Origin of the sequence: Emticicia sp. CRIBPO (genome assembly GCF_009905725.1) — a bacterium.
GTDB lineage: Bacteria > Bacteroidota > Bacteroidia > Cytophagales > Spirosomataceae > Leadbetterella.
The window spans coordinates 240,159-254,011 of record NZ_JAAAKV010000008.1 but is presented as its reverse complement, the minus strand read 5'-3'; the positions used below and the strand labels follow the sequence as shown (position 1 = coordinate 254,011).

Sequence of the window (13,853 nt, the reverse complement as noted above, 5' to 3'; positions counted from 1 at the left end):
TTTGGTTTGGTAATTAAAATTATTATTTAGACTATAGTTTATTCAAAAAATAATCAAATTTGAATGCATTAACTCAAAATTAACATTTAAACGGCATTTTCACCATTTTCTGATGAAGATTCTCCATTTTCTGTCTCATCTTCAATTTCTTCTTCCCTGATGATCCTCGTTACAGAAGCGATTCCGTCTTTTTCGTTGAGTTTGATCAGCTTCACACCCTGTGTATTTCTACCCATAACGCGTAATTCAGACACACTCATACGAATGGCAATACCTTTTACTGAAATAATCATCAGATCATCTTCGTCAGTCACTTGTTTGATGGCCACGAGATTACCCACTTTGTCGGTAATGTTAAGTGTTTTCACACCTTTTGCACCTCTTGAAGTGATTCTGTACTCAGAAATATCCGAACGTTTACCGTATCCGTTTTCAGAAACCACCAGTAACTGGGCATCTTCGCGGTCGGCACAGATCATCCCGATTACCTTATCGTCCGGTGCCAGGGTTATACCCCTTACCCCGGTAGCTCCCCTACCCATTGGTCTGATGCCCGATTCGTGGAATTTCACCGCTTTACCTTGTGATGCCGCAATGATGATATAATCGTTTCCGTTGGTCAGAGCCACATCCAGAAGAGTGTCGCCTTCGTTGATATTGATCGCTATGATACCGTTTTGTCTTGGTCTTGAATAAGCCTCAAGGAGCGTTTTCTTCACTGTTCCGGCCTGAGTACACATCACAATATAGTTATTGTTGATATAATCCTCATCAGAAAGTGTCTTAACATTCAGAACCGCCTTGATTTTATCTCCCTGCTCGATATTGATCAGGTTTTGAATGGCCCTTCCTTTCGACGTTTTACTGCCTTCAGGCACTTCAAATACCCTCAGCCAGTATAGTTTACCTTTTTCAGTGAAAAACAGCAGGTAATTATGGTTAGTGGCCATAAACAGGTGCTCGGTGTAATCCTCGTCCTTGGTTTTTACGCCTCTTGACCCGGTACCGCCCCTGCCTTGTGTTTTGTATTCATTAAGAGCTGTTCTCTTGATATATCCCTGGTTTGAAACGGTAACCAGCATTTCATCATCCGGAATCATGTCCTCGATGTTGAACTCACCGCCGGCCATTTCGATTTTAGAACGTCTGGCATCACCATACTTGGTTTTGATGTCCTGAAGATCTTCCTTGATAATGTCTTTTTTCCTTTCTTCCGAAGCAAGAATGGCTTTCAGATCTTCGATCAGTTCTTTGATTTCTTTGTATTCCTGGATGATCTTATCTCTTTCAAGACCCGTAAGACGCTGAAGTCTCATGTCAAGAATGGCCCTGGCCTGGATTTCAGACAAACTGAAGGTCTCGATCAGACCATTTTTGGCTGTTTCAGGGTCTTTTGAGTTCCTGATTAATGCAATTACCTCATCAAGGTGATCAAGGGCAATCAGTAAACCTTCGAGAATATGAGCTCTTTTCTCCGCTTCTTTCAGCTCATACTGCGTTCTGCGGGTGATAACCTCAAGTCTGTGCTCTACATAATATTTGATCAGTTCTTTCAGGTTCAGGGTAACCGGTCTTCCTTTAACCAGGGCTACGTTGTTGATACTGAAAGACGACTGAAGCTGGGTATGTTTGTAAAGGTTGTTCAGTACCACATTAGGCACTGCATCTCTTTTAAGATCATAAACGATTCTCAAACCGTCACGGTCCGACTCATCCCTAAGATCTGAGATACCTTCTATTTTCTTTTCATTGATCAGCTGGGCGGTTTTTTCGATCATATTCGCCTTGTTGACCATGTAAGGAATCTCCGTTACGACGATCTGCTCTTTACCTGTTCTCGATACTTCGAAATTGGCCACAGAACGGATAACGACCCTTCCTCTTCCGGTTTCAAACCCGGATTTAACACCGCTGTAACCGTAGATAATACCACCTGTAGGAAAATCAGGGGCTTTAACATACTGGATCAGCTCTTCTATTTCAATATCCGGGTTGTTGATATAAGCCACAATGCCGTCTACAACCTCGTTGAGGTTGTGAGGGGCCATATTCGTCGCCATACCAACGGCGATACCCGAAGTACCGTTTAAAAGCAGATTGGGGATCCTGGCAGGCAATACCGAAGGTTCTGTCAGGGAATCATCAAAGTTAGGTTGATAATCAACCGTCTCTTTATTGATATCTGCCAGCATTTCTTCGGCAATTCTCTTGAACCTGGCCTCAGTATAACGCATCGCAGCCGGCTCATCACCATCCACAGACCCGAAGTTTCCCTGACCATCAACCAAAGTATAACGAAGAGACCACGGCTGGGCCATACGGACCATCGTGTCATATACAGACTTGTCACCGTGCGGGTGATACTTACCTAAAACCTCTCCTACAATACGTGCAGACTTTTTGTAAGGTCTGTTGTAGAATACTCCGAGCTCAGACATACCATACAAAACCCTTCTGTGAACAGGTTTAAAGCCGTCTCTTACGTCAGGCAAAGCACGTGAGATAATCACCGACATCGAGTAATCGATGTAGGCTCCACGCATTTCATCCTCAATATTTATTGGAATTATTGTCCCGTGATCGTGGGAATTAAGGTCTAAATTGTCATTTTCCTCAGCCATACTAAATCTGTGAAGATACTTTTAAAAGTTTATTAAATTAGATTCTTTTGAGTATTTGTTATTCGTTCAAAAATACAAAAATTTTGCACTTTTTCCAATGATTATTGCAATAAATCAGGTCTTCGTTCTTCGGTTCTTTCCACAGATTTTGCCAGCCTCCATTCGTTGATAAGCTTTTCATTACCAGACAGTAAGACCTCCGGAACAGCCTTATCTTCGAAAACGGCAGGCCTGGTATAGACCGGCGGGGCTAGTAAATTATCCTGGAATGAATCGGTCAGAGCGGAAGTTTCGTCGTTCAGAACACCCGGAATGAGGCGGATGACGGCATCAGCCAGAGCTGCAGCGGCAATTTCTCCGCCTGAAAGTACATAATCACCTATGGAGATTTCCCTGGTCACGAAGAGTTGTCTGACCCGCTCATCAATGCCCTTATAATGGCCGCAGATGATCATGAGGTTGGTTCTGAGCGAAAGTGTGTTGACGGCTTTCTGGTTTAATCTTTCACCATCGGGAGTCATGTATATAATTTCATCATACTGACGCTCTGCCGTGAGATTTCTGATGATTTTGCTAAGGGGCTCGATCATCATGACCATACCCGCTCCTCCTCCGAAAGCATAATCGTCAATCTGACGGTTTTTGCCGAGTCCGTAATCTCTCAAATCATGAATAACGACCTCAGCAGAACCATTTTCAGCAGCTCTTTTCATGATAGAATGGGCAAAAAAGCCTTCTAACAAACCCGGCTGGCAACTTATTATATCGATTCTCAATACTGGAAAAGTTTTATGGGTTTAAATATAAGTCTATTAAACCTAACGGTAAATCGACTGTAATATTTTTATTTTCATGATCGACAGAACTGATAATTTCATCGACGATCGGAATCAAAGCTTCTTTTCCCTCAATGTCCACCGCCAGCAGATCCTGTCCTGAACCTTCGTAAATGGCCTTGAGTGTTCCAACGTTTTGCCGGGTACCCTTATCAAAGATGGTATAGCCTATTACTTCGTGGTAATAAAACTTATTTCCTTCCAGTTTGGGTAAGAGGTTAAGAGGAAGGTACATGTCTAACCCGATGATCGGTTGTGTTTTTTCGATCGAGTCCATGTCTTCAAATTTTGCTATGGATTTTTTGCCCCTGATCTGAATATTATCAATAAAAAAAGGCACCAGGTCGTCTTTGATGTTCAGAAATACAGAGTCCATTTCTGAATAATATTCAGGAAAATCAACGTCTAACCACAAAACAACCTCGCCTTTTACACCGTGGGGTTTTGTGACTTTACCTAAAAAGAAACAATCTTCAATAGTCATATTCAAATAAATAAAAAAATCCCCACCGCATAAACTGGAGGGGATTAATTATCATGCGATTAAAATTATTCTTGTGTTGCTTCAGGTGCATCAGCTGCTTCGTCAGCAGGAGCTTCTTCAACACTTTCTTCAGCTACAGGAGCATTAGCAGCTTCAGCAGCGGCAATCAGATCCTGCTCAGCTTTAAGGGCTGCAGCTTCTTTTTCTTCTTTTTTCTTACGTTCAGCTTCGAAGATCGCAGTTTTAACAGCAGATTTATCAGATGATAATTTCGCTATTTTGCTTTCTCTTTTCTGTGCTTTTTCAGCCAACCAGTCTTCAAATCTCTTGTCAGCAACTTCCTGAGTGATGGCTCCTTTGTCCACACCTATCTGAAGGTGTTTTTTGAACATGATACCGTTTACAGAAAGGATTTTTTTAGTTGTATCTGTTGGTTGAGCTCCAACCATCAGCCAATACAAAGCTCTGTCTCCTTTAAGTGCGATAGTCGCAGGAGTAGAATGTGGATTGTACTGACCTAATTTCTCAATAAAGCGACCATCACGTGGTGCTCTAGCATCTGCTACAACGATATCGTAAATAGGCATTTTTTTACGACCCTTTCTAGCTAATCTGATTTTAACTGCCATAATTGTTTGTTTAAATTCGGGAACCCGTCCCGGTTTTTTTTAAATTTGGAGTGCAAAAGTACAAACAATCTACGATATAAAAAAGCTTTAATACCATAAAAATAGAAATAAGCCTATAAGCCGAATTCTGTATTTCACTTATCATTTATCTGGGATACCGGTCGCCCGGTACCTCTATCAACCTACCCTCCGGCTGGGGCGAGCAACCCTTAAACGCCGGTATATTTGGTCTTTCAGCTCATGAGGTTTACCCTGCATCTGCCATTGCTGGCAAACCGGTGGGCTCTTACCCCACCATTTCACCCTTACCCTGATTGCTCACGGCGGTATATTTTCTGTGGCACTGGCTGTAACAGTATCGTCGCCAACGCTGTCCCTACCCGTTAGGTAGCATGATGCTCTTCGCTGTCCGGACTTTCCTCCCCCCGTTGCCGGGAAGCGATAAGATGGCTTATTTCTGCTACAAAACTACGCTATTTTTTACAAACCTTTCACTTTTAACTGCACTTTCGCTTTTGAGTTCACAATGGCCAGGATGCCTTCTTCGCTTACCTGTACCTCACCGGGCACCACTTCTGTGATCACCCCGCTCATTTTTACGCCTTTGCTGAACTCTGTATTGATGGTGCTTTCCACACTTGCTTTGGCAAATTTAATGATATCATCCATCGGCAATCCGAAGTCTTTTTCCACCTTTTTCTCCAGGGTGCCTTCCAGTAACCAGCTGGCGGCCTTCACCAGGAAACTCTTGGACTTAATGTCAAGTTCTGTCTGGGTCAGCACTACCTGCCTGCTTACCGGATCATATTTGGGGATCCCTTTCAGATAAATCGTGCCCTTCAGGTTTCCCTTGGTCTGAACCTCTATAACCAGGTATTCCTTACTGCCATAAATAGACATATCCGTTATGCTGATCTTATACTTCCCTTTTCTGAATTCAAAAGTCTGACCTTCAAACATGGTTTTGCTGATCCTGGTGGCCTCTTCGTATGAAATCACATTAAAAAGAGAAACTTCAAACACTTCCGGTATCTGATCGACGGTCTTCAAAAGCGGTATCTGCGTGACCGGTTTGGGGGCCTCCGGCTCCTTTCCGACGATGGTTTCTACAAAAACCTTAAACCCGATGGTGGTTTTAAGATCCTGCCCTACGGTTTTAAGCGGCGTCAAAAAGATGTCTACCGGCTCAACCTTCACCCAGGTGTGGTATTCCTCAGAGGCCAGGAAAGGCTTTTTAGCCATATTCCAGGCATCAATCAGGTAGGGCTTCAGCGAGTAGTTTTCCTTAATCACCTGGTCTATCTGTTTCGCAAAAGACGCGTGGTTATTGTCAATGAGCTTTCCGACAATCGGCGACAGGGGAATATCGACGTAGCCAACTTTCAACACAGGTTTAGAGATCCACTCATAACCGTTCGGCGTGGTCTGGGTATTCAGAGACCAGTCCTGCCCGATAAAAAACCGGGAAGTAAACCTCAGTTTCATTTCAAAAGTAGTGGCCGGTGTCTGGGAATAGCCCAATGCCGAAACTCTTTTTTGTGCCCAGATTTTCAAAGGCACTTCGTAACTGAAAACGTCATTTTTTAATGAGGTAAAAACAAGATTGCCCTTCCTCCAGACTTTGACTTTGAAGTCGTCATTTTTGTTGTCTTCAAAACTGGCATCTTCATAAATCAACTCAGGTAAACCTTTATTAATCTGGGCCTGGATATCCTCAATGGAAATGTCGAGCGGCAGGCTGATAATCGAGGGTTTTCGTTCAAATTTCAAGACTTTTTCGGTATATGTTTCTTCAACCTTTAAATCGGGCTCTTTCTGAGCAAACAAACTAAGGGGGGCAACTAAGAGCAGTAAAAATCCTTTAAATCCTGGTTTCATTCAATAAAATTTCAAATAATTCGATAATGCTTTTTCACTCAGTATAACTGTAAAAGTTATGTAAAATTATAAAGAAAAGCACAAAAAAACAGGAAAAACGATAAGTATAAATTATTTCTCTTATTAGTTAATATCTATATTAAAAAGGAATTATTATTGCATTTTTTTTCTAATTAAATCTTTTTTTAACACCAACTATTTTTTTGGTACATCTATTGCGGTATTTTCTGATGCTCATATTTCTATCAAAAAAATAAAAATACTACTTAACAATGTTTCAAATTCCAAAAAAATTAGAGTGGGTCAATGACACTTTCAACACTGGCCAGAAACTTGGTATTTTTAAAGCAAGAGTAACAGATCAGCAACTCAATGGCAGAACTGTCACTGTAAACAGCGGAAAAGAGGTTATTTTTTTCGGGAATTGCAGTTATCTTGGTTTAGAAATAAATCCGGAAATCCAGGATGCAGCCATTGATGCCATCAGGCGTTACGGCACTTTTTTCTCTTCTTCCAGATCGTTTATAGGCCTTGACCTGAATGAGCAGCTGGAAGAACAATTCGAAAAGATTTTTGAAAGGCCCGTAAACATATGCCCCACTACCACGCTGGGCCATATTTCAAATTTGCCGATCCTGGTTGACAGAAAGGACGCCATCATCATGGACGTGTTTGTGCACCAGTGTGTGCAGACTGCCGTCGCCCTTTGCAAATCAGAAGGTACTCATGTAGAATTCCTGCGGCACAGCCAGCTTGATCTTCTGGAAGAAAAAATTAACCAGCTGAAAGACAAACACCGTAACATCTGGTACATGATTGACGGTGTCTATTCTATGTTTGGCGATGGTGCCCCCATGAAAGAACTGGAATACCTGATGAATAAATATGAGCAACTTCATGTGTATGTTGACGATGCCCATGGCATGAGCTGGGCAGGACCCAAAGGCTCCGGTTATGTTCTGAGCCAGATCAAATACCACGAGAAACTGTTCCTCGGAGCTTCACTTTCCAAAGGAGCGGGCGTAGGTGGTGCGGTGATGGTTTATCCTGACCGGAAAATCAAGGAAACCATTAAAAACTGTGGCAGCACAATGGTTTTCTCAGGCCCAATGCACCCTTCGACCATTGTTTCAGCTCTTAAATCAGTGGAAATCCACCTGAGACCGGATTTCGGAGACAGGCAGCTGGCCATTAAACAGAGAATAGAGTATTTCATCAAGAGGTCCAGGCAGCTGAACATCCCGCTGATCGGAGAGTACCTCACTCCTATCTTCTTTATAGGCGTAGGTTCAATCGAAAACGGAATTATGTTCACCACAGCCCTGATTGAGGCCGGTTTCTTTGTAGATATTGCTTCGTTCCCAAGCGTTCCGCTTAAAAACACAGGTCTGAGAATCACAGTCACCAATCACGTCAGCATCGAGGATATTGACAGCCTGCTGGTATTCCTGTCTGATTTTATCACCAAAATGGAAAGCGAGGGTAAATTTGACCGTGAAGAGGTCAGAAAGGCTTTTGCTCCCAAAGTAAGGGTGCCTAAAGAGACATATTAATTATAACCAATACAAAACATTCAAAAGCTTCGCCTTATCCGGGTGGAGCTTTTTTAATAAGTTCCGAGATACTTTCTCAGTACCCACTCAACAGTAACCAGCAATATAAGCAAAGGAAGAAGCCATTTCAGATTGATCATTTCTTTCAGTTCTTCAGAGCTGATCACTTTATCAGGCGTGTTGGTCTTGTCAATAAAGTTCCTGAGGGTAGCAAGATCCTTAGCCGTCACAAACTTGCCGTTGTTCTGGCTGCTCAGCGTCTTAAGCAGGTCAAAATCTGCTTTGGAATTGAGGCTTTCAATGTCAGATTCCGTTACCAGGAATTGCCCTTCTGCCGTTTCTTCTTTTCCTAAGATCGTAGCTGAAGCCTTATAAGAATACAGGCCCGGCGTAAGATTGGAAATCTCAAACTTTGAGTTTTCATTAGTAAGCTGGTAAGAATATACCTTTTCCTGGCTGCGGTTGCTTTTCAGCACCAGGTTAATTTTAAGATCGTATATTTTCTCAAACAATGCATTATAAGCTTCATTTTCAAGGACTACCTTCTGATCGATCCCGAAGCTTTCATTGACCGGATAAACCCTCAGTTTTCTTTTATCGTCCTTAATCGAGATCAGCTGAAGTGTTTTCGTGATCAGGTCATCTATGATCTCCTGCTTGTCAGTCAGGGCATACTCTTCCATTCTCCACTGCCAGATGCCTTCGCCTGAAAACACCCCGGATTTCCTTTTGGAGTTCACATTGACAGCCAGAAGCGGTCTTCCGGTAGGAATATTACCCACCTTTTGCAGCAATATCGTCTCTGCTCCCGGAAACAGTTTATATTCACCAAAAGGTACTAAAACAGGAGGCAGTTTATCCAGAATCCTTCTTGTTTCATCAGAAGAATTGAAGAGGTTAAAGTTGACATCCTGCGTTCCGGTCACTTTATCCAGCCTGTTGAGTGGCGAATTGATACTGACAACTTCCTGCATCATATTGAAGCTCTGAACATTCACCTTAGACCCGAGAATAAACAAGACAGGTTTCTGTTTGGCCAGAAGGCTGTTCACCAGGTTATTCGAAGTGCCGTAAACATCAGGCAACTGGTGCAGAATCAGCAGGTCAAAAGGTTCCGTTCCGATCGTGTTGATATCGTCAGATTGTAAAACCTTTATCTGCAGGTCAAAAAGGTCGTTTTTTTCAATGATGCTTTTGATAGCTTTGATATCAGGATGCGGGGCAAAAGCCACGAGCAATATCTTTTCCTTGCCGTTAACCACATCAATGATCACTTCCCTGTAGTTGTTTCTCGAAGAAAACTCTCCGGCCACAGGCACCACTTCAATGGTATAAAGCTGTTTGCCGATTTTATCAGCGTTCAGTTCAAATGAGATGGCATGGAAATCGTCATTGCTTGTAAAGTTGATCGTCTGACGGGCCAGAACAGCCCCTTCACTGCTTTTGATGTTTACAGTGGTACTTTTCCCTGCAAATAAATGGGAACTGACATCAGCGTTGACCCTGAACTTATTGCCGAGGTATGCCAGTTTATTGGCCGTAATTCCTTCAATAGCCACGTCTCTGTGCTGTGTGCTGTCACCAAAGCCGGCCGTATGTATTTTAAAATTGTACTTCTGGAAGTTGGGAGAAACGCCCTTGTTGATGATTCCGTCAGAAATCAAAACCAGGTCGGTCAGGTTTTGACCTTCGTAGTTCGTTTTAATTTCAGAAATTAAATGGGATAAGTTGGTGTTTGTGACATCAAATTTAACCTGTCCCTGCAAATTCTCAGGGTTCAGGTCTTCAGAAACAAAATCACGGATGTCTACATCCAGTCCTTTGTCTTTAAGGTCATTGACCAATGCTGTCAGTTGTGAAAAAAGATCATCTGCGGCTTTTTTGCCCGGAAAGGCCATTGACCGGGAATTATCAACGGCGATCACGACTTTCGGCTTGATGATCATCGTGTTAAAAGTCTTAATCAGGGGATTAAGCAATAAAAACGCAATAATGCCGGCAAGAACAGTCCTGCCGGCACCAAGTATAAGATTTTGTTTCTTTGTGAGTGTTGTTTTTTTCTGGTACAGCAAAAAAGCATAGCCTAAGCCAACTAAAACGCAAATCAGAATATATAACGGAGAAGATTGAAAAATCAATTCTGGTTTCATATAGTATGATGAATTAAACACAAATATGGCCTCTTCCTCTTATAACGACAATAAAACAAAAAACTGGATCACAGCCACTTCCAATCTTTCACTCAGAAAAAAAATAATATTACATCAGCATTCCGCCATCTACCACCAGCGTCTGTCCGGTAACGTAGGCCGATAGGTCGGAGGCCAGATAAAGACATGCATTGGCAATGTCCAAGCCCTGCCCTGCCCTTTTCAGCGGAATAGATTTTGTCCATTCTTTCAGTTGTTCTTCGTTCAGTTCTCCGGTCATTTCAGTTTCGATAAAACCAGGAGCGACGGCGTTCGAACGGATGTTACGTGAGCCCAGTTCTTTGGCCACTGACTTGGTAAAACCCAGGATACCGGCTTTTGAGGCAGAATAGTTGGCCTGACCTGCATTGCCCATCAATCCTACTACGGAGGTGATGTTGATGATTGAGCCTGATTTAGCTTTCATCATAGGTTTTGTAACCGCTTTTGTCAGGTTAAAGACAGATTTCAGGTTGATCCTCAACACATCATCCCACTGCTCCTCGCTCATTCTCATCAGCAGCGTATCTTTGGTTACCCCTGCATTATTAATCAATATATCTACGGTACCAAAATCAGCTACCACAGCATTAACCAGTTCTTCAGCAGCTTTATAGTCAGAAGCATCCGATTGGTATCCTTTGATTTTAGTGCCGTATGAAGACAACTCTTTTTCAAGAGCCTGGCCTTTTTCAACACTCGACAGATAAGTGAAAGCTACATTAGCTCCGTTTTTAGCAAATTCTTCTGCAATTGCTCTTCCGATACCTCTTGAGGCTCCGGTAATTAAAACATTCTTTTGATCAACTAACTTCATTTTTCTTTTTTGAATTTTTACCTTCAACAACAATGACTATTTCACCTTTAACGGTACGATCTGTAAAATTAGCAAGAATTTCGGATAATTCACCCCTGACCGTCTCTTCAAACATTTTTGTAAGCTCCCTGCATACCGCTGCTTTGCGGTCACTTCCGAAATATTCTATAAAATTCTGGAGCGTTTTGAGCAGCCTGTGAGGCGACTCATAAAATATCATGGTACGTTTTTCTTCAGACAACTCCGTCAGTTTGGTTTGCCTTCCTTTTTTGACGGGCAAAAAACCTTCAAAAACAAACGAATCGGTCGGCAGGCCCGAATTGACCAATGCCGGCACAAAGGCCGTAGGCCCGGGCAGGCAGTTTACATCAATGCCGTGACTGATACATTCCCGGACGAGAAGATATCCCGGGTCAGAGATGGCGGGAGTGCCAGCATCCGAAACCAGCACAATCTTTTTTCCCGATTTGATCTGGTCAATGATCTTTTTTAATGTCCCATGTTCATTAAATATATGGTGACTTTGCAATGGCTTGGAAATCGAAAAATGTTTGAGCAGAAAACCGGTCGTACGTGTATCCTCGGCCAGGATAATATCCGCACTTTTTAGTTCTTCCAGGGCTCTCAGGGTAATATCCTGAAGGTTTCCGATAGGTGTTGGTACAAGAATGAGAGCCATATATCCGATTTTAAGACTTTTATAAAAAAAATACAATAAAAATACTTTATTCTACTTCCTTAAATGACTAATAGTTAATATATTAACGCATCTCTAACAAAAACTAAACTATAAAGATGGCTATTTTAATTTTCATTGTCCTGCTGGGTTCTATTTTAATTTCCTCAAAATTAAAAAGTCAGAAAGAGCCTGAGTTTCCGAAAAGTTACCTGATCTCTTTGAGAAACCGTCCGAGGTCCACCAATGATCGTTAAGAAAATTTGTTTATAACCTGCTGATATTCTGATTAATAATCAATTTCAAGACATTTTAAAACTAAAAATTTAGTAATAATCAAGCTTGAAAAGCAACAAATCGGGAGAAAATAATCCTGAAAAGTGAATTAATCGCAACCCAACTGATTATCAACAAGTTATCAACATTAAGCTACTAATAAATCAATCTTTGATGCTAATTCCTCGTCTTTTACAGTAATTTTATCTCCGGCACTGTGCGTGCATAATTTAATTAAAACCTTATTGTAGACATTTGACCACTCAGGATGGTGGTCAAGTGCTTCTGCAATTTCAGCCACTTTTGTCATGAAAGCAAAAGCCGCCTTAAAATCTTTGAATGTAAATTCCTTAACCAATTTATTTTCTTCAATTTGCCACATACCTGTCCTCTGTTTTAGACTTCCGTTTATGAATCTGAATACAAAACTATAAAAAAAGAGCGGAGTTACTTTTGTAATGCGGAGATTTCTTCGAACCTGCCCTTCACATCCCCGGTTTACATTAATTAACCGGAATGCAGAAAAGGAAATCACAAAAACGGCCTTCCCTGATTATCGGAGCGTTTTTAACTAAGGATTACAGGAAATAAAAATAAATTTCATGACGTAGACATCTGATTCTGAGTGTACTCAGAAAAACTATTAAAAAACTTTCAATATTTACTTGACATTATAAAAATATGCGGGTATCTTTGCACCCACATTTCGAGAACGATATACTGTTAGCGAATTAGAGAGATGGCAGAGCGGTCGAATGCGGCGGTCTTGAAAACCGTTGACTGTCAAAGGTCCGGGGGTTCGAATCCCTCTCTCTCTGCAAAAAGCCCGGAAGCAATTCCGGGCTTTTTTATTGGCTGATTCCTTCATTTATTCCCTGTTCAATCGATACAAACCCTCATTGAGGGTTCTGAATGCTTCTATTCTTTTGGTAAAAACTATTGACACTACAGGCACAGATTCCTGCTTTTGTAAGATGGTGTTGGGGCGGGCAAAATAAGAAAGTAATCTCTAAGGCAATTTTGAAACCAATGATTTGAAATTTTCAAGGACCAGTTCAGGTTCCTCAATCATGATAAAGTGTCCCGATTTTTTGGTGGAGACATGTGTGAAATCACTTACACCATTTTTTAATAATTCATGAGCATTAAACCAGGTTTGCCTGGCTGACGCCGGATTCGCAGCATCCACCTGCATGCTGGTCAGCACAATTACGGGTATGTTTGGCAAAGGGGGCAATTTGCTTACGTATTGGATGTCTTCTATTAATTCCCTGGCCTCGAGTGTCCCTCCGAAATTTACACCATAGGCTTTTTTGGAAGCCTCAAAAAGCATATCTTCCTCAGCCTGGGAAGGACGGTTATAAAATTCGTGCGAGGGATCAACAAATAACAGGGCTGCCGTTTTAAGAGGGTTCTTTGCTGCATAATCCCTTATGATCAAACCGCCCAGCGAGTGCCCGACCAATATGACCTTTCTTCCGTTTGAAAATTGATTGATTACACTATCCAGTTCACTTCGTAAGCGTTCAATGTTCCTTGGGCCCGGGCCATTTTCTGATTGGCCATACCCTCCCCGGTCATACATGAGCACATCAAATTCATTACTTATTTGCGAAGCAACCGCCTTTTGGGACCATACGGTATGATCATTGCCCAATCCGGATTCAAAAACAACCAGATACTTAGAATTTTTTATTACTGAAAATGACGCCAGCCGGTGGGTGGCTAAACTGATCTTCGTTTCTGTAAAGACAGGACCAGGATCGTTCATATTTTTACAGGAAGCAACCAATGAAAGGATACCCAATGCCATCAGTGCAATATTTGTTTCAGCTTTTTTCATTCATTTTTTTCACAAAGCTACCTCAATAAAAAATAACACACAGATGTGCCC

At 41.9% G+C, this 13,853-nt stretch carries 11 protein-coding genes, 1 tRNA gene and 1 other RNA gene; 2 read left to right on the top strand and 11 right to left on the bottom strand.

Annotated features, from left to right (window positions below; translation table 11 throughout):
* Positions 1–86 precede the first annotated feature (86 nt).
* The 6 genes from gyrA to GVN16_RS17910 all read right to left on the bottom strand — a co-directional run bounded on the left by gyrA (position 87) and on the right by GVN16_RS17910 (position 6,448).
* The gene (gyrA, locus tag GVN16_RS17935; RefSeq protein WP_166565302.1) at positions 87–2,621 is read right to left on the bottom strand and encodes a DNA gyrase subunit A; all 2,535 of its coding nucleotides are present in this window, start codon (positions 2,619–2,621) and stop codon (positions 87–89) included.
* A 101-nt stretch (positions 2,622–2,722) separates the two neighbouring features.
* Complete coding sequence (gene trmD / locus GVN16_RS17930; RefSeq protein ID WP_166565301.1) at positions 2,723–3,397, bottom strand: tRNA (guanosine(37)-N1)-methyltransferase TrmD; 675 nt, start codon at positions 3,395–3,397, stop codon at positions 2,723–2,725.
* A 13-nt stretch (positions 3,398–3,410) separates the two neighbouring features.
* Entirely contained in the window at positions 3,411–3,941 is a 531-nt protein-coding gene (gene rimM / locus GVN16_RS17925) for a ribosome maturation factor RimM (RefSeq protein WP_166565300.1), read from the bottom strand.
* A gap of 65 nt (positions 3,942–4,006) precedes the next feature.
* Positions 4,007–4,570 carry a 30S ribosomal protein S16 gene (locus GVN16_RS17920; RefSeq protein ID WP_166565299.1) on the bottom strand — a complete coding sequence of 188 codons (564 nt, stop codon included), beginning with the start codon at positions 4,568–4,570 and terminating at the stop codon, positions 4,007–4,009.
* A gap of 100 nt (positions 4,571–4,670) precedes the next feature.
* An RNA gene (gene rnpB, locus GVN16_RS17915) (RNase P RNA component class A) lies at positions 4,671–5,028 on the bottom strand.
* A gap of 22 nt (positions 5,029–5,050) precedes the next feature.
* Entirely contained in the window at positions 5,051–6,448 is a 1,398-nt protein-coding gene (locus tag GVN16_RS17910; RefSeq protein ID WP_166565298.1) for a DUF4403 family protein, read from the bottom strand.
* A 272-nt stretch (positions 6,449–6,720) separates the two neighbouring features.
* On the opposite strand from GVN16_RS17910, the gene GVN16_RS17905 reads away from it, so the two are divergent.
* The gene (locus tag GVN16_RS17905) at positions 6,721–8,001 is read left to right on the top strand and encodes an aminotransferase class I/II-fold pyridoxal phosphate-dependent enzyme (RefSeq protein ID WP_166565297.1); all 1,281 of its coding nucleotides are present in this window, start codon (positions 6,721–6,723) and stop codon (positions 7,999–8,001) included.
* Between the two features lie 53 nt (positions 8,002–8,054).
* Here the strand turns inward: GVN16_RS17905 and GVN16_RS17900 are convergent, their stop codons facing one another.
* From GVN16_RS17900 to GVN16_RS17885, 4 genes are all read right to left on the bottom strand, one after another.
* Entirely contained in the window at positions 8,055–10,151 is a 2,097-nt protein-coding gene (locus GVN16_RS17900) for a VWA domain-containing protein (RefSeq protein ID WP_166565296.1), read from the bottom strand.
* A gap of 109 nt (positions 10,152–10,260) precedes the next feature.
* Positions 10,261–11,007: a 3-oxoacyl-[acyl-carrier-protein] reductase gene (gene fabG, locus GVN16_RS17895; protein ID WP_166565295.1), complete on the bottom strand. Its 747-nt coding sequence runs from the start codon at positions 11,005–11,007 to the stop codon at positions 10,261–10,263.
* On the bottom strand, positions 10,994–11,686 hold the full coding sequence (gene rsmI, locus GVN16_RS17890) for a 16S rRNA (cytidine(1402)-2'-O)-methyltransferase (RefSeq protein WP_166565294.1): 693 nt from the start codon (positions 11,684–11,686) through the stop codon (positions 10,994–10,996). The genes fabG and rsmI overlap by 14 nt, the downstream gene beginning before the upstream one ends.
* Positions 11,687–12,107: 421 nt before the next feature.
* A complete protein-coding gene (locus GVN16_RS17885) occupies positions 12,108–12,341 on the bottom strand; it encodes a 4a-hydroxytetrahydrobiopterin dehydratase (protein ID WP_166565293.1) in 234 nt (77 codons plus the stop codon).
* 351 nt (positions 12,342–12,692) lie between these two features.
* Here GVN16_RS17885 and GVN16_RS17880 point away from each other — a divergent pair.
* Positions 12,693–12,777 (top strand) — tRNA-Ser (locus GVN16_RS17880).
* Between the two features lie 191 nt (positions 12,778–12,968).
* Here GVN16_RS17880 and GVN16_RS17875 read toward each other — a convergent pair.
* The gene (locus GVN16_RS17875; RefSeq protein WP_166565292.1) at positions 12,969–13,802 is read right to left on the bottom strand and encodes an alpha/beta fold hydrolase; all 834 of its coding nucleotides are present in this window, start codon (positions 13,800–13,802) and stop codon (positions 12,969–12,971) included.
* Between the last annotated feature and the right edge of the window lie 51 nt (positions 13,803–13,853).

Excerpts from the sequence above, each read along its gene's own strand:
- gyrA (WP_166565302.1), bottom strand. The coding sequence starts at position 2,621 with ATGGCTGAGGAAAATGACAATTTAGACCTTAATTCCCACGATCACGGG.
- rimM (WP_166565300.1), bottom strand. The coding sequence starts at position 3,941 with ATGACTATTGAAGATTGTTTCTTTTTAGGTAAAGTCACAAAACCCCAC.
- GVN16_RS17920 (WP_166565299.1), bottom strand. The coding sequence starts at position 4,570 with ATGGCAGTTAAAATCAGATTAGCTAGAAAGGGTCGTAAAAAAATGCCT.
- GVN16_RS17910 (WP_166565298.1), bottom strand. The coding sequence starts at position 6,448 with ATGAAACCAGGATTTAAAGGATTTTTACTGCTCTTAGTTGCCCCCCTT.
- GVN16_RS17905 (WP_166565297.1), top strand. The coding sequence starts at position 6,721 with ATGTTTCAAATTCCAAAAAAATTAGAGTGGGTCAATGACACTTTCAAC.
- GVN16_RS17900 (WP_166565296.1), bottom strand. The coding sequence starts at position 10,151 with ATGAAACCAGAATTGATTTTTCAATCTTCTCCGTTATATATTCTGATT.
- fabG (WP_166565295.1), bottom strand. The coding sequence starts at position 11,007 with ATGAAGTTAGTTGATCAAAAGAATGTTTTAATTACCGGAGCCTCAAGA.
- rsmI (WP_166565294.1), bottom strand. The coding sequence starts at position 11,686 with ATGGCTCTCATTCTTGTACCAACACCTATCGGAAACCTTCAGGATATT.
- GVN16_RS17885 (WP_166565293.1), bottom strand. The coding sequence starts at position 12,341 with ATGTGGCAAATTGAAGAAAATAAATTGGTTAAGGAATTTACATTCAAA.
- GVN16_RS17875 (WP_166565292.1), bottom strand. The coding sequence starts at position 13,802 with ATGAAAAAAGCTGAAACAAATATTGCACTGATGGCATTGGGTATCCTT.